Here is a 16,523-nt window from a genome sequence, read left to right as displayed (position 1 = left end):
GTGGTCTACGCCGCCTCTGCGATAGCTAGAACAGCGAACCGGTGGTGCCCCGTCCGTCGTCGTCGTTTTTCTCGCGTTGTTTGCGGCCCCAGCCGCCGACACCGGAAGAACGGTGCATCGGCGACGGCCCCGGTGGCGGCAGGGGCTTGCCGGGGTTTTCGCGCGCTTCGCGATGGGCATGTTCGGCCATGACATTGAACTCGCGCAGCCGTCGCAACCACAGCTCGTTCATGCTCGGATCGGGTACCAGGGCGATGGCGCCGAGGTCGGCTTCGGCGGATTCTTCGGGAATATGGCTGAAGGGGATGCGCATCGGCGCGGCGCCCTGGGCGAGTGCGTCCTGCATCGCGCCGAAATACAGACGGTTATTGCCGTAGCGCTGATTGACCTGGTCGAGCACGCGGGTCAGCGCCTGCCTGCGTCCGCGTTCGACGAACAGCGAGCCGCTGTCGGCGGCGTTGGGTTGCAGGTCGATCAAGGACACCGCGACCGACAAAGGCGGGAAACGCTTGACGTTCCACCGCCCGCTGGCGGCGCCGCGCATCAGCGGTTCCAGCGCCTCGGCCATGAGTTGCAGCAAGGTGGGGGTGTCGTCGAGCGCGGCGAACGACAGGTTGCGGCTGAAGCGTTGTTCCTTGCCGGCGAAGCGCACGTGCAGGCTCATCCCGCGCGCCTGGCACCGCTCGCCGCGCATCCGCATCGCCGCCTTGGCGAGCAATTTGAACAGCACCGAGCGCATGCTGTCGGCGCTGCGCATCTGCGGGTCCAGCACGTGCGAATGACCGACCGAACCGACCGTCTTGCGTTGCCGCGACGTCGGTTCGATGCCGCGCAACTGCGCCCAGAAACGTTCGCCTTCGATCCCGCCCCAGACCGCGCGCAAGTGTTCGCGTGGTGCGGCGGTGAGTTGTTCGACGGTGTCGATACCGGCATCGCGCAAACGCTGCAGCATCGACGGGCCGACACCGCACAGATCCTGCAGTTCCAGCCCGTGCAGCGCCTGCGGCAGATCGCCCAGCTCGACCACGGTCAGGCCGTCGACCTTCTGCATGTCGGAGGCGGTCTTGGCCAGGAAGGTGTTCGGGGCGATGCCGATCGAGCAGCGGATCGCCGGAGCGAGCCCGCGATCGATCAAGGTCTGCTTGATCCGGTGGGCGATCGCGATCGCGTTGTCGCGTTGGCGTTCGCGGCCGATCAGGCGGCAAGCGACTTCGTCGATCGACAGCGGTTCGCCGTCGATCGGAATGCAATCCTGGATCGCCGCGATCAAACGATGATGCAGATCGACGTAGCGCGCCGGGCGCGCTTCGACGATGGCGATATCGGGGCAGCGCGCCATCGCCTCGTGCACCGGCGTGCCGGTCTTGATGCCGTGGACCTTGGCCTCGCGGCTGGCGGCGATGCAGCAGGTGGTGGCCGCCAACACCGGCACCACGCCGACCGGACGGCCGCGCAATTCCTCGCGGTCGAATTGCTCGACCGAGGCGAAGTAGGAATTGAAGTCGACGAACAGGCAGCGCAGGGTCATGGCGGCGGGCCGGCATGGGGGCGGTATCGCGCCGCGCAACCGGCCGCCTGGGATGCGCCGGGCGGGCGGTGCGGACGACCTGCCGATTCTGGCGGCAGGCCGTCTCGTCTGCTGAGAGACGTTCTAAATCAGTGGCTTACAGAACGATCGGCGGCTCGCCGCCGACGATGACGATGTCGGCCGGGCGGCGCGCGAACAGACCGACGCTGACCACGCCGGGGATCTGGTTGATCGCCGATTCCATCGCCACCGGGTCGGTGATCGCCAGGCCGTGGATGTCGAGGATGAGGTTGCCGTTGTCGGTGACCACGCCGGCGCCGTTGGCGTCCTGACGCCACACCGGCTGGCCGCGGGTCATCGCCAGGATCTCGCGCGCGACCAGGCTGCGCGCCATCGGCACGACCTCGACCGGCAGCGGGAACTTGCCGAGCACGTCGACGCGCTTGGCCGGATCGACGATGCAGACGAACTTCGCGCTGGCCTCGGCGATGATCTTTTCGCGGGTGAGCGCGGCGCCGCCGCCCTTGATTAGGCGTTTGTGCGGATCGCATTCGTCGGCGCCGTCGACGTACAACGACAGCGGGCCGGTGGCGTTGAGGTCGAGCACTTCGATGCCGAGCGCCTGCAGGCGCGCGGTGCTCTGTTCGGAACTCGACACCGCGCCTTTGATGCGCTCCTTGTGCCGGCCCAGAGCCTCGATGAAAAAGGCGACGGTGGAACCGGTGCCTACGCCGACGATCATGCCGTCTTCGATGTAGTCGATGGCTTTTTCGCCGGCCAGGCGTTTGGCTTCAGACATGGGATTCGAGATTCGGGATTCGGGATTGGAAAAGAAAGCGGGGGAGGTGGGTTCGGTCGGGAGGAGCGGGTTTGCGAATCCCGAATCCCCAATCCCGAATCTCGGCTCCACTACTCCATCGACAACAACACCTTCCACTGCGCCGCCGTCACCGGCAGCACCGAGAGGCGGTTGCCGCGGCGGGTCAGGGCGAAGTCCTCGCCGAGGTCGTCGGCGCGGGCCTTGATTTCGTCGAGCGGGATCACCCGCTCGAACTTGCGTTCGAAGGCGACGTCGACCAGCAGCCAGCGCGGGTCTTCGCGCGAGCTCTTGCCGTCGTAGTAGTCGGACTTGGCGTCGAACTGGGTCGGGTCCGGGTAGGCTTCGCTGGCGATCGTGGCGAGGCCGGCAATGCCGGGCACGGCGGTGTTGGAGTGATAGAACAACACGCCATCGCCGACCTTCATGCCGTCGCGCATGAAATTGCGGGCCTGATAATTGCGCACGCCGTTCCAGGGTTCGGTACGGACGCGTTGCAGATCGTCGATGGAAAACGTGTCCGGTTCGGACTTCATCAGCCAGTAGCGGCGGCGTGCGGTCATGCGGTGCTCAACGGTCAGACGAACAGGGGGGAACGGCAATCCAGAGTCTGGACTTCCGTACAAACCGCATCGAGCGCTACGTCCCAATCGGCGTTGTCGAGCGCATCGATGCGTTGCAGTTCGAACGCGGCGCCGGCCAGCCACGGCGGGGCCGGGCTGCGTTGGCGGAACGCGAAGCTGCGATCGTACCAGCCGCCTCCCATGCCGAGCCGGTGGCCGCGCGGGTCGAAGCCGACCAGCGGCAGCACGACCAGACTCATGTGTTCAGGCTCGAGCAGCGAGCTGGGGCTGACGTCGGGCTCGGGGATGCCGAAGCGGTTGCCGACCAGGGCATCGCCCGGGCGCCACGGGGCGAAGCGCAGGCGCTGGTCTTCGTGCAGCACCGGCAGGCAGTACACACAGCCCGGCGGCAGGCGCAGCTGCCAGGCATGCAGGGCGATTTCGCCGTCCATGGCCCAATAACCGGCGACATAGCCGGTGGCGGGCGCGAACGGCAGCGCCAGCAGGCGGGCGGCCAGGGATTCGGCGGCGGCGATGCGCGCGGGGGCGGCGAGATTGCGGCGTTGCGCGCGCAGTTCGCGGCGCAGCGTCGTACGGTCAACCGTCATTCGGCGCGGGGTCCTGGGGGAAAACGGAAGCGCGGGCGCTCCGGACAAGGCAACGGGCGCGAATCACTTTCGTGACGTCGCGCCCGTTCCGGGATGAGTAGTCCTCCGCCAATGTCGATGCGTGCGAAACGACCTTGAACCCGGGGTTCAAGTGGGAACGCTTGGGGATCTTCGGGCTTCCCGCTGCGAGGCGGACTTGCACTCCGGATTCCCGTTGCGCCCCCGTGGTCGTAATTAAGGGACAAGGCGAATGTTTGCGCACGCCGTCGAGCACAGCAGAGGACGTGCGCGGAGTATAGCGCGCGCATCGCTCGCAGCGGGCCCGCTCGTCGGCGACGCTGCGTTGCGGTTCATGCGCTTGATCGATCCGCGAGCGCGGATGAACGGGGCCGGATGAGACAAACGCCAAGCGGCAACGCCCGACGCGACAATGCTCGAAGTCACAAAAAACCGCTTGCGCCAAGGCTTGCGGCGAAGGGCGAGCCGCCCGGATTCAGCGGATCGGCGGTTCAGCGGATCGCGGCGTCGAACAGGCTGTCGAGCTTGCGATGCAGTTCGTCGAGGGTGCGCGAGATTTCGCGGTCGCGATGGTCGCCGTCGCCGCGCAGCTGCTGCAGTTCGTGGGCGAAGTTGAGCGCGGCGAGCACGGCGACGCGGTCGAGCGCGGCCATGCGGTTGCTGCCGCGGATTTCGCGCATCTTGCTGTCGAGCATGCGCGCGGCGGCGAGCAGGTCGTCGCGTTCGGACGGCTCGCAGCCGACGGTGTATTCGCGGTCGAGCAGGCGGATGCTGACGGCTTCGCTGGTCGTGCTCATCGGTTCGGATTCACGTGTGCTGCTCCAGCGACTTCAGTCGCGCGATCATGGCCTCGACGCGGGTGCGGGCCTGCTCGTTCTTGGCCAGCAGCGCCGAGCGCTCGCCGACCAGTTGTTCCTGCTGTTGACGCAGGCTGCGGTTCTCTTCGCTGAGACGACGCACGCGATCGCCGAGTTCGTCGACGCGGGTCAGCAGCGACTGCAATTCGGTGATGAGTTCGGTGCGATCCATCCCGGCACGATGGCAGGCTGGGGCGGGGGCGGTCAAGGCGCTGCCGGGAATCGGCTATCGGGAGTCGGGAATCGGTCGGGCGTCGGGTCGCTGGCGGCTTCGGGGCGGCGCGGGGGCGTGCCGGGGGCGACGGCATCGCGGGGGGGCGATGCGGTGCTGCGTCGCCACTCCCCCAATGGCCGGACGCCCACTCTTGCTGTTCCGATTCCCGATTCCCGATTCCCGATTCCCGGCCGTCTCAGCGCGCCGCGCGCACGCTCAGCGGCGGCTGCCATTGCTGGATGAACGCCAGGCAGTCGTCGGCTTCGAGCGGCCGCGCCAGCCAATAGCCCTGGATCTCGTCGCAGCCGTGGGCGAGCAGGAACTCCATCTGCTCTTCCAACTCCACGCCCTCGGCGACCACGTTCAGGCCCAGCGAGTGAGCCATGGTGATGACCGTGCTGGTGATCGCCTCGTCGTCGGGGTCGCGGGTCAGGTCGCCGATGAATTCCTTGTCGATCTTCAAGGTATTGATCGGCAGGCGCTTGAGGTAGGCGAGCGAGGAGTAGCCGGTGCCGAAGTCGTCGACCGCCAGGGCGACGCCGAGTTCGCGCAGCGCTTGCATGGTGTTGGAGGTGTGCGCGGCGTTGGCCATGATCACGCTTTCGGTCAACTCCAGCTCGAGCCGCCACGGCGGGATGCCGCTTTCGCTGAGGGCGCGCGCGACCATCTTCGGCAGGTCGCCGCGCAACAGCTGGATCGCCGAGACGTTGACCGAGATCGACAACTGGTCGAGCCCTTGCTGGCGCCACTGGCGCAGGCGGCTGCAGGCCTCGCGCATCGCCCATTCGCCGATTTCCAGGATCAGGCCGCTTTCCTCGGCCAGCGGAATGAACTGCGAGGGCGGGATATTGCCGTACTCGGCGCTGTTCCAGCGCAGCAGCGCCTCGACCCCGGTGATGCGCGCTTCCGGCAGCGACAGGCGCGGTTGGAACACCAGGCGCAGTTCGTTGCGGTCCAGGACCTTGCGCAAGGCCGCCGAGATCGTCGCGCGTTGGCGGATCTCGATGTCCATCGCCTCGGTGTAGCGCATGAAGGTGCGCCGGCCGGCGGCCTTGGCCTGGTACATCGCGGTGTCGGCGTGCTTGAGCAGGTCGGTCGGGACCTGGGCGTGGTCCGGGTAGAGGCTGATGCCGATCGACGGCGAGATCGCCACGTCGTGGCGTTCGTCGAAATCCAGCGGCGCCTCGAAGGCCTTGATCAGGCGGCGGGCGACGTCTTCGGCCTGTTCCGGCGTTTCCAGGTTTTCCAGCACGACGGTGAATTCGTCGCCGCCCAGGCGGGCGACGGTGTGCTCGGCGCCGACGGTTTCCTGCAGGCGCACCGCGGCGGCGCGCAGGATGCGGTCGCCGGCGGCATGGCCGAGCGAGTCGTTGATGTCCTTGAAGCGGTCCAGATCGAGGAACAACAGGGCGATGCGATGGCCGTGGCGGCGCGCCCGCACGATCGCCCGCGACAGCCGCTCCGACAACAGGGTGCGGTTGGGCAGGCTGGTCAGGGTGTCGTAGTTGGCCAGATAGCGCAGTTCTTGCTCGGCGCGCTTCTGGTCGGTGATGTCGGTCAGCACGGCGACGTAATGGCCGCGCTGGCCGCTGCTGTCGAGCACGATGCTGGCCTGCAGCCAGCACAGGAATTCGTTGCCGTCCTTGCGCTGCTGCCAGATCTCGCCGGACCAGCGGCCGCTGCGCTGCAACTCGTCGCGCATGTCGCTGTAGAACTCGGGATCGTGCTGGCGGCTGTCGAGCAGGCCGGTGGTCTGGCCGATGACTTCGTTCTCGGGGTAGCCGGTCATGCGCGAGAACGCCGGGTTGATCGAGACGAACACGAAGTCGCGGTCGAACACCGCCACCGCTTCGGCCATCGAGCGCAGCACCTCGCTGGAAATGCGCCGCTCGCGTTCGGCGCTGCGCACCGCGGTGACGTCGCGGCCGGTGCCGGCGACGCGCACCGGCAGGCCCTCGGCGTCGCGTTCGACGACCCGGCCGCGGGCCCGCACCCAGCCCCATTCGCCCTTCGGCGTGCGCATGCGGTGTTCGGACAGGAACAGCGCGGCGTCGCCCTTGAGGTGCTTGCGCAGCAGTTCGGTGACGCGGCCGAGGTCGTCGGGATGGATCTCGTGGTCGTCGGCGATGTCGGCCTGCACGCCGATCTCCGGCGACTGCGGGTTGTGGTCGTCGACGCGCATGCGGTGCAACTCGCGCCGCTTCAGGTCGTAGTCCCAGAATTGTTCGCCGGACGCCCACAGCGCCAGCTTGAGGCGTTCTTCGCGTTCGCGGATCTGGGCGAAGTAACCGCGTTCGCGCTGGCGGGCGACGTGCCAGCGCCAGCCGAAGCTCAGGGCCAGACCGAGCGCGGCCAACGCCGCCAGGGCGATCGCCAGCGGATGCCGCCACAAAGGCGGCTCGACGTTGACCGGGATGCGCAGTTCCTGGGTATTCCAGACCCCGTCGCGGTTGGTCGATTGGGCGCGGAAGACATACCGGCCGGGCGGCAGGCGGGTGTAGGTGATGTCCTGGCGCGGGCCGTTGTCGATCCAATCGCGGTCGAAACCGTCCATGCGGTAGCGATAGCGGATGCCGCTGTTCGGGCCGAAGTCGAGGGCGCCGATGCGCAGGCGCAGGATGCCGGCGTCGTTGGGAATCTCCAGCCGGGTCGACTGCCACAGCGTGCTCGAACCGGCGCTGGTGTCGGAGCCGATCCAGGCCCCGAGCAGGCGCACCGGCGGGGTGTAGCGCGAGTCGGCGATGCGCGCCGGGTCGAACACGTTGAGGCCGCGCACGCCGCCGAAGGCGATGCGGCCGTCGGCGAGGATGTCGACCGCGCCGGCGTTGAATTCCAGGTCCTGCAGGCCGTCGGCCAGGCCATAACGGCGCACCAGCGAGGCGCCACTGTCGAAGCGCAGGATGCCGGCGTCGGTGCCGAGCCAGAGGCGGCCGGCCGGACGTTCGGCGATCGAGAACACCACCGGCACCGGGTGGTCGCCGAGCACTTCGGCCAGCGGGTGGTCGAAGCGGATGCGGCCGTCGCTGTGTTCGACCACCCGGCTCAGGCCGGCCTGGGTGCCGACCCAGATCGAGCCGTCGGCGGACTGGTGCACGGCACGGACGAAGTTGCCCGGCAGGCTGTCGGCCTCGTCGGTGGCATGGCGGTAGTGGCGCAGATAGCCGGTGGCCGGGTCGAGCAGGTCCAGGCCGTCGCCGGTGCCGAACCAGATCCGGCCCTTGGTGTCTTCGAGCACGGCGTTGACGCGCGGATGGCTCAGGCCCTTGGAATCGCCTTCGCGATAGGCGTAGCGGACCAGGGCGCCGGTCTCGGGCAGGTAGTGCAGGGCGCCGATGTCGTCGCTGCCGAGCCAGAGGCTGCCGTCGCGGGCGAAGGCCAGCGAGCGCAGGGCGACGTCGCGGTAGCCGCGCAGATCGATGCTCTCGACCCGGCGGGTGGCCGGGTCCAGGCGCAGCAGGCCCTGGCCGGTGGCGAGCCAGAGCCGGGTCGGTGGCAGCGAGGCCGGCGGATTCGGGTTGTCGGCCTCGGGGCAGGGTTCGCGGGCGATCGCGGCGATGCGGCGGGCGCCGGCGTTGGCCGGCAGCAGCGCGGTCATGTCCTGGAAGCGGTCGGCGCCCAGGTCGTAGCGGCGCAGATGGCCGTTGTCGGTGCCGATCCAGATCGCGCCGAGGTCGTCCTGGGCCAGGCTGCGGATGCTGGCGTCGGAGGCGCCGGCGCCGGTGCGGTCCTCGTCGAGGTCGAGGACGTAGCTGAAGCGGGTGCCGCGCGGGTCGGCGACGGCGACGCCGCGGTACTGGCCGCCGGCCCAAAGCAGGCCGCCGTGGTCGATCATCAACGCTTCGATGGTGTCTTCGGGCAGGGTCGCCTCGACACCGGGCTCGGCGTGCACGCGCTGGGAGTGGCCGGTCTCGGGGTCGTGGCGGTACAGGCCGTTGCCGAAACCGGAGATCCAGATCCGCTGGTCCGGCGCTTCGATCAGGGCCCGCGCATCGCGCAGCGTCGCCAGGGCCTCGTCCTCGACCTTGACCAGGATGCCGGTGTGGCCGTCGAGCCGGTACAGGCCGTCGACGCCGCCGGCCCAAAGCCGGCCGCGCCGATCGATCAACACGCTGCGCAGCACTTGGGCGGCGCCGATGCGTTCGATCTTGCCGCTCGGCAGGATCCGGTACAGGCCGGCCGCGCTGGCGAACCAGGCGGTGCCGTCGCGGGCGAGGGCGAGTTCCTGCCAGGGCGATTGCCGGCTCAGTTCGCCGGGCAGGGCCAGCAGCAGCTCGCGCGCGCCGCTGCGCGGGTCCATGCGCTCAAGGCCGGCCAGGGTGCCGATCAGCAGCGAGTCGCGCCATGGCAGCAGCGAGACGATCTGGCGCCCGGCCTGCGAATCCGGCGGTTCGTAGCGGTGGATCGCGCCGCTGGCCAGGTCGAGCCGGGCCAGGTATTCGGAATGGGTGCCGATCCAGATCGCGCGCTGGCCGTCGAGGGCGAGCGCGGTGACGTAGCTGTCGGGCAGGCTGGCCGGATCGCGCGGGTCGTGCCGATAGGGCACGTAGCGCTGGCCGTCGTAGCGGTGCAGGCCGCCCTGGGTGCCGACCCAGATGAAACCGTGCGCGTCCTGGGTGAAGGCGGTGACCGAGTTCTGGCTGAGCCCGAGCTCGCTGCCCAGGCGCGAGAAGTAGAAGTCGCGCGTGGCCGCATCGGCACGCTGGGGCAGCGCCGCCATGCACAGGAGCAAGGCGATCAGGCCGGCAGTCAGCAGGGCGACAGGGGAAGAGGAACGCACGGACACCGTGGCGTGAAGCGCAACAGCCCGCAGTTTAGGCAGGCGCCCGTTGCGGCAACAAGCACTACGGACTCGAATCGCCAGACAGGACAGGATCCTGCGGCTTTCTTCACGCCGCCTGCATTCGCCCGGCATTGCTAAACTGCGGCAACCCTCACGACTTGATGCCTGTGGCCGCGATCGAACTGCCCCTGTTGTCCGATGTCGATGCCGAGAGCCGCACGCTCTCGCTCGGCGCTTCCGCTTCCGAACTGCACGGCGCCTTGTGCGGCTGGCTCGCCGGCGGCGGCGCATCGGTGCGCGACTGGCCCGCGCGCGTGCTGGCCGACCCGGCCGTCGCGACGCCGGCCGAGAACGGCGCGCTGGATCGCCTGCGCAACGCCAGCGCCTCGCAGCTCGGCGATCGCAGCTTCGGCTTCGATCTGCTGCTGCCCGATAGCGAAGCGCCCTTGTCCGAACGCAGCGGCGCCTTGTTCGACTGGTGCCGCGGTTTCCTCGGCGGTTTCGGCCTCGCCGCCGGCGAGGCCGCCTCGCTGTCGGAGGAAAGCCGCGAAGCGCTCGGCGATCTGGCCCGTCTGGCCGCGGCCTCGCCGCAGGACGACGGCGACGAAGACGACGAAGAAGCCTTGACCGAGATCGAGGAGTTCGTGCGCATCGTCGCGCTGTTGTTGCACGGCGACGTGGCGATGGCGGCGCAGCACCGCCATCGGCTGAACTGACATGAACGCCGCGCTGTCGATGCCGGCCAAGGCCTATGTGCGCCGGCGCAAGCAGTTGATGACGATGGCCGGCGACGACGCGATCGTGATCGTGCCGTCGGCCAACGAGCATATCCGCAGCCGCGATACCCACTACCCGTTCCGCCAGGACTCCGACCTCAGCTACCTGACCGGTTTCCCGGAACCCGAGTCGGTGCTGGTGCTGGTGCCGGGCCGGCGCCATGGCGAGACCTTGCTGTTCTGCCGCGAGCGCGATCGCGAACGCGAAGCCTGGGACGGCCCGCGCTACGGCCCGGAAGGCGCGGTCGAGGCCTTCGGTCTCGACGACGCGTATCCGATCACCGACCTCGACGACATCCTGCCGGGCCTGCTCGAAGGCCGCTCCCGGGTGTACTACCACTTCGGCCGCGACGCCGAGTTCGACCTCAAGCTGATCGGCTGGCTCAACCGCGTGCGTGCGATGGTGCGCCAGGGCGCGCAGCCGCCGCACGAATTCCTCGAGCTGGGCCATCTGCTCGACGAGCTGCGCCTGTTCAAAGACCGCGACGAGGTGCGCTTCATGCAGCGTGCCGCCGACATCAGCGTACTCGCCCACGAAGCGGCGATGCGCGCGGCGCGGCCCGGCGTGCGCGAGTACGAGCTGCAAGCCGAAATCGAATGCGTGTTCCGCCGCCACGACGCCGAGCCGGCTTACGGCAGCATCGTCGGCGCCGGCAGCAACGCCTGCGTGTTGCACTATCGCGCCAACAGCGCGGCCTCGTCCGACGGCGACCTGGTCCTGATCGACGCCGGCGCCGAGTACCGCGGTTACGCCGCCGACATCACCCGCACGTTTCCGGTCAACGGCCGCTTCAGCGCGCCGCAACGCGCGCTGCACGACCTGGTCGGCGCGGCCCAGGCCGCGGCCCTGGCGCAGGCGCGTCCCGGCGTGGCCTACGAGGCCGGCCATCTGGCCGCGGTCGAAACCTTGACCGAAGGCCTGCTGCAACTCGGCCTGCTCAAGGGCAAGCTGGAAAAGAACCTCGCCGAAGGCCATTACAAACGCTTCTATCGGCACAAGACCGGGCACTGGCTGGGCATGGACGTGCACGACGTCGGCGAATACCGCCTCGACGGCGAGTCGCGCCTGCTCGAGCCGGGCATGGTGTTCACCATCGAGCCCGGGCTGTACGTGTCGCCCGACGACAGCAGCGTCGACCCGAAATGGCGCGGCATCGGCATCCGCACCGAAGACGACGTGCTGATCACCAAGGACGGCCATCAGGTGCTGACCGACCGGCTCGCGCGCAGCGCCGACGAGATCGAGGCCTTGATGGCGCGGTGAGCGCCGTCGCCACGAATCTATCCCTGTAGGAGCGACGTGAGTCGCGACCGCGACCTCGCACTATCGCGTCGATTCTGGCCGCAGCCCTGGTCAGGGTAGGAGCGGCGCCTACTGGATTTCCTTCGGTCACAAGCCGCGACATCGCTGTGGCGATCTCGCGGCGTCTTTCTCAAGCAAGATCAGGATCAAGATCGAATCCAAAGCTTCCGCCACTAAAGCGGCGGGTTACTTTCTTTTGCCTAAAGCAACAAAGTCTGTCTGGATTCCCTTCGGTCAAAGGTAACCAAAGGAAGTTGCTTTTTCTTGAATCACAGGCCCGCACGATCGTTGCATCCGCGGGGCTCTACATACGGGACATCCCTGTCCCGATGAAAAACGGCCCGCATCCTTGCGGGCCGCCCTCCGGGTCTTCTGTTGCCTTCGCTAGTGCCAAGCTGCGCACAGCAATAGCAGCAACAGTTGGCTGTCGCGTGTTTTCAGTGCATCAGCCGCCGCCGTTCGCGGCGGCATCGCAGTCGAAAACGCCGGACGTGTGGTCAGCGGGCCGAGTCTTACGCCGCCGGGCCCATGCGCTCCAGCACCAGCTCGACGAAACGGCTGAGCTTGGGCAATGGCTGGCGGTCGCGCGGGTACAGCAGATGCACCGGACGCGGCGGCGGCAGTTGCTCGGCGAACAGGGGCAGTAGCCGGCCGGCGGCGAGGTCGTCGGCCAGCAACACCTCGGGCTGCAGCAGGATGCCGCAGCCGGCCACCGCCGCGCGCCGCAGCGCCTCGCCGTTGTTGGAAGCGAAGCGCCCGCGCAGACGCAGCGGTTCGGCGGCGATGTGCTCGAAACGCCAACCGGCATCGTGATTCCACAGCAGATGGTTGAGGCAGCTGTGGCCGACCAGCTCGCGCGGGTCGCTCGGCGTACCGTGCTTGTTTAGATACTCGGGGGAAGCGCAGACGATCATCCGGTACGGCCGCAGGGGGCGTGCGACCAGATGATCCGAATCCGGCAAGGGCCCGATCCGGATCGCGACGTCGAAGGCCTCGGCGATCAGGTCGGACATGCGGTCGCTGAGCACCAGTTCGACCGCGACCTCGGGATGGCGCTGCAGGAATTCGGTGACCACCATGGCGACCGCATTGCCGCCGAGGGTGACCGGCGCGGTGATGCGCAAGCGCCCGCTCGGCTGGCCGTCGTGACGCAGGCGTTCGGCGACCGACTCGGCGTGGCGGACCTGGTCGAGGATGCGCCGGCAGTCCTCGAGAAAGCTCTCGCCGACCTCGGTCAGGCGCTGCTTGCGCGTATCGCGCTGCAGCAGGCGCGCGCCGAGATGCGCTTCCAACTGGTGCACATGTTTGCCGACCATCACCGCCGACAGGTTCTGGGCCTGGGCCGCGGCGGCGAAACTGCCGGTGTCGGCGACCGCGACGAACACGGCCATGCTGCGCAGCTTGTCCAAGGGCTAACCCGCGGTTAGGGGAGCCCGAAATCCTAGCGCATTCACCGTCGATGCCGCGGCGAGCAGACTGGCCGCCTGTCTCTCATCCCGGAGTTCCCATGAAGATCCTCATCGTCGGTGCCAGCGGTACCCTCGGCCGTGCCGTGGCCGAACGCCTCGCCCCGCAGCACGAGATTCTGGCCGCCGGCCGCAGCAGCGCCGATTACCCAGTTGACATCACCGACGACGCCAGCGTCGAGGCCTTGTTCCGTCGCACCGGCAAGCTCGACGCCATCGTCTCCACCGCCGGCGTGCTGCACTTCGGCCCGCTCGAAACGATGCGCCCGGCCGACTTCGCGCTGGGCCTCAACGACAAACTGCTCGGCCAGGTGCGCCTGGCCCTGCTGGGCCAGCACCACCTCAACGACGGCGGCTCGATCACCCTGACCACCGGCATCGTCGCCGAAGAACCGATCCGTGCCGGCGCCAACGCCAGCGCCGTCAACAACGCGATCGAGGGCTTCGTGCGTGGCGCCGCCTTCGAATTGCAGCGCGACCTGCGCATCAATGCCGTCAGCCCGAACGTATTGACGGAGTCGTGGCAGGCCTACGGCGCGTTCTTCCCTGGCTTCGAACCGGTCACCGCGGCGCGCGCGGCGTTGGCGTATCAGCGCAGTGTGGAGGGGATTCAGAGTGGGCGGGTGTTCAAGGTGTGGTGAGGGATGGGTGGTCGTGCGGGTTGCAAGGCCGATGATGCATTTTGCGGTTGCCGTTGCAGTTGCAGTTCGCCGTTGCCGTAAAGATTCTGCTGTGGCTGTGGCTGTGGCTGTGGCTGTGGCTGTGGCTGTGGCTGTGGCTGTGGTCTTGGTTGTTGCTGTGCGCAGCCCTGCACTCGCGAAGGCAATCGAAGACCCGGAGGGCGGCCCGCAGGGATGCGGGCCGTTTTTCATCGGGACAGGGATGTCCCGTATGAAAAATCCCTGCGTCGGCATCGAGCGCGCGGGCCCTTGATTCAAAGAAAAGCATTTTTCTTTGGTTACCTTTCTTTTGTTGCTTATGACAAAAGAAAGTAACCCGCCGCTTTAGTGGCGGAAGCTTTTGGCGTTTGATCTTGCTTCGCTTCTAAAAAGCTACAAGCAAGTGCAGAGCTTCCGTCCGCTCACGCGGCCGGGTTACTTTCTTTTGCTAAGCCCAAAAGAAAGCTAACCAAAGAAAAGGGCTCTCCTTGCAAGGGCACAGGCCACGAGTGCGATGCTGTCGCCGGGATTTTCCGATAAGACGTCCCTGTCTTATCGGAAAACGGCGCACGTCCTGTGCGCCGCCCTCCGGGTCTACTGTTGACCGGCAAAGCGGCAAAGCGGCAATGCAGATCAAAATCTCGGCAACGGCAACGGCAACGGCAACGGCAACGGCAACGGCAACGGCAACGGCGGGGCTTGGACGCCGCGCCGGCCGCCCTCTCATCACAAATGCCGCGGCACCCGCGCCTGCAATAAAGCGACCAGCTCCGGCGCCATGTACTCGTACTCGTCCGAAATATCCAGACAAACCACGCGCTTGCCGCGCAGCTGCGCCCGGAACTTGCGCTGCAGCTTGCTGCGCTGCGCCTTTTCCATCACGAAGATCAGCTCGGCCCACTCGACCTGTTCGGCGCCGAGCGGCTGCTCGGCGTCGTGATTGAGGCCGGCCGAGGCGACGTCGAGGTCGTCGCGCACGGCGAATACCTGTTCGGCGGTCGGGCTGCGCAGCTTGTTCTGGCTGCAGACGAACAGGATGCGCCGCACGCGGGGTTCAGGCCGCTTCCGCGAAGCCGTCGCGGGTCAGGTTGACCGGCGCGGCGTCGGTGCAGACCACGTCGTCTTCGATGCGGATGCCGCCGAAGGGGCGGAACTGTTCGATGCGGTCCCAGTCGACGCTGCCGGCGTGTTCGCCCTGCTTGAGGCCGTCGAGCAGCAGGTCGACGAAGTACAGGCCGGGTTCGATCGTCACCGCCATGCCAGGTTCGAGCACGCGGGTCATGCGCAGGTAGGGATGGCCGGCGGGCTTGTCGATGCGGCCGCCGCGGTCGGAGGCGGCGAAGCCGGCGACCTCGTGCACCTGCAGGCCGATGCCGTGGCCGATGCCGTGCGGGAAGAACACGCCGCTGACGCCGGTCGCCACCGCCGCTTCCGGCGAGACTTTGAGCACGCCGACGTCCTTGAGGATGCCGGCCAGGGCCAGGTGGGCGTCGAGGTGGATGCGTTTGTAGTCGGTACCGGCGCGGACCTGGTCGCACATCGTCCGCTGCGCGGCATCGACGGCGTCGATCAGGGCCTGGAATTCGCCGCCGCCGTCGCTGGCGTAGGTGCGGGTGATGTCGCAGGCGTAGCCGTGATGGCTGGCGCCGGCGTCGATCAGGAAGCTGCGCGACTGCGCCGGGGCTTCGCGGTCGAGTTCCATGTAGTGCAGCACCGCGCCGTTGCGGTTGAGGGCGACGATGTTGCCGTAGGGCAGTTCGTTGGCATCCTGGCGCGCGGCGGCGCAATAGGCCAGGTGGATGTCGAACTCGCTTTTGCCGGCGCGGAACGCGGCTTCGGCGGCGCGGTGCGCGCGCACGCCCTTGCGCGTGGCTTCGCGCATCATCGCCACTTCGTACGGCGTCTTGTAGGCGCGGTGGTATTCGAGATAGTCGATGACCGCCGGCGGGTTGTTCGGCACGAAGGCGCGGTCGCTGCCGGCGCCGAGCGCGCTCTGCGCTTCGCCGAGAATCGCGCAGCGCGCCGGGTCCTTGGGCAGGTGGGCCAGCGCTTCCTCCGGCTGGCGGATCACGATCACCTCGAAGTGATCGACCCACCAGCCATTAGGGGCCTGCGGCACGACGTGCCAGTAGTCGAACGGCTGCAGATAGATCAGCTTGGGCTTATGGCCCGGCGTGGCCACCAGCCAACTGCCGGGGTTGCGGGTCAGCGGCACCCAGGCCTTGAACTGCGGGTTCACCGCATAGGGGTAATCGCGATCGTCGAAGACCTGGTAGTGCAAGGTGCCGCTCGGCACCACCAGGTGATCGAACCCGCCGCGTTCCAGCGCCTGCTCGCAGCGGCGCTGCAGTTCGGCGAAGTGCTGCCGGTACAGGGCGTGGGTGTCGAGGGCGGACGGATCGGCGGTGCGGGCGGAAGCGTTCATTGCGGGCCTGGCCTGGAGGAAACCGGCCCATTTTGCCGCAATTCGCCGGGGCAGGATTTGCGCCGGCGGGGGCAGGACCTTCGCTTCGGCCCTCTCGCCTTGCACTGCCTGCGCTCGCCGCAGGCGCGACAGGGAGAACAACCAGGTGCGGGAAGCGCTTACTCGTAGCTGCCGCCGGGCAGGTCCAGCCACTGGCGCAGGTGCTGCATGCCGTCTTCGGGCATGGCGATGAAGCGGAAGCCGGTCCAGGTCTGGCCGGGCACGCTGGCGCGGTCCTGCCACAGCAGATGGGCGCCGACTTCGATCGGCGAGGTGTGCTGGGGGGCGTCGCGCAGGTTGAAGCGCAGTTGGTACAGCGCGTCGTCGACCAGCGGGGTGTTGGCGATCAGCATCATCCCGGTCTCGGACAAGTTGCCCAGATGGCCGATCACGGTCTCGGTCATGGTGTCGACGACCTGCACGGTTTCGGCGAGTCGGCGGCGACGGGTGCGGCGGAATTCTTCGTTCAT

The 16,523-nt window shown here is 67.9% G+C and carries 14 protein-coding genes and 1 other RNA gene; 3 read left to right on the top strand and 12 right to left on the bottom strand.

Annotation, left to right across the window (positions count from 1 at the left end):
* Positions 1–25 precede the first annotated feature (25 nt).
* The 8 genes from ACKN61_RS19790 to ACKN61_RS19755 all read right to left on the bottom strand — a co-directional run bounded on the left by ACKN61_RS19790 (position 26) and on the right by ACKN61_RS19755 (position 9,382).
* Complete coding sequence (locus ACKN61_RS19790; RefSeq protein WP_408950901.1) at positions 26–1,528, bottom strand: DNA polymerase thumb domain-containing protein; 1,503 nt, start codon at positions 1,526–1,528, stop codon at positions 26–28.
* Positions 1,529–1,664: 136 nt separating this feature from the next.
* The gene (rpiA, locus tag ACKN61_RS19785) at positions 1,665–2,327 is read right to left on the bottom strand and encodes a ribose-5-phosphate isomerase RpiA (protein ID WP_408950900.1); all 663 of its coding nucleotides are present in this window, start codon (positions 2,325–2,327) and stop codon (positions 1,665–1,667) included.
* A gap of 110 nt (positions 2,328–2,437) precedes the next feature.
* The gene (locus ACKN61_RS19780; RefSeq protein WP_031373968.1) at positions 2,438–2,908 is read right to left on the bottom strand and encodes an EVE domain-containing protein; all 471 of its coding nucleotides are present in this window, start codon (positions 2,906–2,908) and stop codon (positions 2,438–2,440) included.
* 14 nt (positions 2,909–2,922) lie between these two features.
* A complete protein-coding gene (locus ACKN61_RS19775; protein ID WP_408950899.1) occupies positions 2,923–3,516 on the bottom strand; it encodes a 5-formyltetrahydrofolate cyclo-ligase in 594 nt (197 codons plus the stop codon).
* A 98-nt stretch (positions 3,517–3,614) separates the two neighbouring features.
* Positions 3,615–3,801, bottom strand: a non-coding RNA gene (ssrS, locus tag ACKN61_RS19770) — 6S RNA.
* Positions 3,802–4,025: 224 nt separating this feature from the next.
* Positions 4,026–4,331 (bottom strand): cell division protein ZapA, encoded by a 306-nt coding sequence (locus tag ACKN61_RS19765; RefSeq protein ID WP_031373970.1) that lies wholly within the window; start codon positions 4,329–4,331, stop codon positions 4,026–4,028.
* Positions 4,332–4,341: 10 nt separating this feature from the next.
* Positions 4,342–4,563 (bottom strand): TIGR02449 family protein, encoded by a 222-nt coding sequence (locus ACKN61_RS19760; protein ID WP_031373971.1) that lies wholly within the window; start codon positions 4,561–4,563, stop codon positions 4,342–4,344.
* 238 nt (positions 4,564–4,801) lie between these two features.
* The gene (locus ACKN61_RS19755) at positions 4,802–9,382 is read right to left on the bottom strand and encodes an EAL domain-containing protein (RefSeq protein WP_408950898.1); all 4,581 of its coding nucleotides are present in this window, start codon (positions 9,380–9,382) and stop codon (positions 4,802–4,804) included.
* A 179-nt stretch (positions 9,383–9,561) separates the two neighbouring features.
* Here ACKN61_RS19755 and ACKN61_RS19750 point away from each other — a divergent pair, with 179 nt between their 5' ends.
* Both ACKN61_RS19750 and ACKN61_RS19745 read left to right on the top strand, forming a co-directional pair.
* Positions 9,562–10,101: a UPF0149 family protein gene (locus ACKN61_RS19750; RefSeq protein ID WP_408953872.1), complete on the top strand. Its 540-nt coding sequence runs from the start codon at positions 9,562–9,564 to the stop codon at positions 10,099–10,101.
* Between the two features lies 1 nt (position 10,102).
* On the top strand, positions 10,103–11,425 hold the full coding sequence (locus ACKN61_RS19745; RefSeq protein ID WP_408950897.1) for an aminopeptidase P N-terminal domain-containing protein: 1,323 nt from the start codon (positions 10,103–10,105) through the stop codon (positions 11,423–11,425).
* 551 nt (positions 11,426–11,976) lie between these two features.
* Here the strand turns inward: ACKN61_RS19745 and ACKN61_RS19740 are convergent.
* Complete coding sequence (locus ACKN61_RS19740) at positions 11,977–12,873, bottom strand: LysR family transcriptional regulator (protein WP_408950896.1); 897 nt, start codon at positions 12,871–12,873, stop codon at positions 11,977–11,979.
* A 98-nt stretch (positions 12,874–12,971) separates the two neighbouring features.
* Between ACKN61_RS19740 and ACKN61_RS19735 the strand changes: the two genes are divergently transcribed.
* Positions 12,972–13,571 (top strand): short chain dehydrogenase, encoded by a 600-nt coding sequence (locus ACKN61_RS19735; protein WP_408950895.1) that lies wholly within the window; start codon positions 12,972–12,974, stop codon positions 13,569–13,571.
* 744 nt (positions 13,572–14,315) lie between these two features.
* Here ACKN61_RS19735 and ACKN61_RS19730 read toward each other — a convergent pair.
* The 3 genes from ACKN61_RS19730 to ACKN61_RS19720 all read right to left on the bottom strand — a co-directional run bounded on the left by ACKN61_RS19730 (position 14,316) and on the right by ACKN61_RS19720 (position 16,523).
* On the bottom strand, positions 14,316–14,636 hold the full coding sequence (locus ACKN61_RS19730; protein WP_408950894.1) for a low molecular weight protein tyrosine phosphatase family protein: 321 nt from the start codon (positions 14,634–14,636) through the stop codon (positions 14,316–14,318).
* 7 nt (positions 14,637–14,643) lie between these two features.
* The gene (gene pepQ, locus ACKN61_RS19725) at positions 14,644–16,014 is read right to left on the bottom strand and encodes a Xaa-Pro dipeptidase (protein ID WP_408950893.1); all 1,371 of its coding nucleotides are present in this window, start codon (positions 16,012–16,014) and stop codon (positions 14,644–14,646) included.
* A 158-nt stretch (positions 16,015–16,172) separates the two neighbouring features.
* Positions 16,173–16,523, bottom strand: coding sequence for a PilZ domain-containing protein (locus ACKN61_RS19720; protein ID WP_031372655.1), 351 nt, complete (start codon positions 16,521–16,523; stop codon positions 16,173–16,175).

The sequence above is a fragment of the Lysobacter sp. Hz25 genome, from assembly GCF_046097045.1.
GTDB classification, from domain to species: Bacteria; Pseudomonadota; Gammaproteobacteria; order Xanthomonadales; family Xanthomonadaceae; genus Lysobacter; species Lysobacter antibioticus_B.
The sequence above is the reverse complement of the archived record's forward strand: the minus strand, read 5'-3'. Positions and strand labels throughout refer to the sequence as shown.

Coding starts and splice junctions, on each gene's coding strand:
- ACKN61_RS19760 (WP_031373971.1), bottom strand. CDS start 4,563: ATGGATCGCACCGAACTCATCACCGAATTGCAGTCGCTGCTGACCCGC.
- ACKN61_RS19775 (WP_408950899.1), bottom strand. CDS start 3,516: ATGACGGTTGACCGTACGACGCTGCGCCGCGAACTGCGCGCGCAACGC.
- pepQ (WP_408950893.1), bottom strand. CDS start 16,014: ATGAACGCTTCCGCCCGCACCGCCGATCCGTCCGCCCTCGACACCCAC.
- ACKN61_RS19735 (WP_408950895.1), top strand. CDS start 12,972: ATGAAGATCCTCATCGTCGGTGCCAGCGGTACCCTCGGCCGTGCCGTG.
- rpiA (WP_408950900.1), bottom strand. CDS start 2,327: ATGTCTGAAGCCAAACGCCTGGCCGGCGAAAAAGCCATCGACTACATC.
- ACKN61_RS19745 (WP_408950897.1), top strand. CDS start 10,103: ATGAACGCCGCGCTGTCGATGCCGGCCAAGGCCTATGTGCGCCGGCGC.
- ACKN61_RS19765 (WP_031373970.1), bottom strand. CDS start 4,331: ATGAGCACGACCAGCGAAGCCGTCAGCATCCGCCTGCTCGACCGCGAA.
- ACKN61_RS19790 (WP_408950901.1), bottom strand. CDS start 1,528: ATGACCCTGCGCTGCCTGTTCGTCGACTTCAATTCCTACTTCGCCTCG.
- ACKN61_RS19780 (WP_031373968.1), bottom strand. CDS start 2,908: ATGACCGCACGCCGCCGCTACTGGCTGATGAAGTCCGAACCGGACACG.
- ACKN61_RS19720 (WP_031372655.1), bottom strand. CDS start 16,523: ATGAACGAAGAATTCCGCCGCACCCGTCGCCGCCGACTCGCCGAAACC.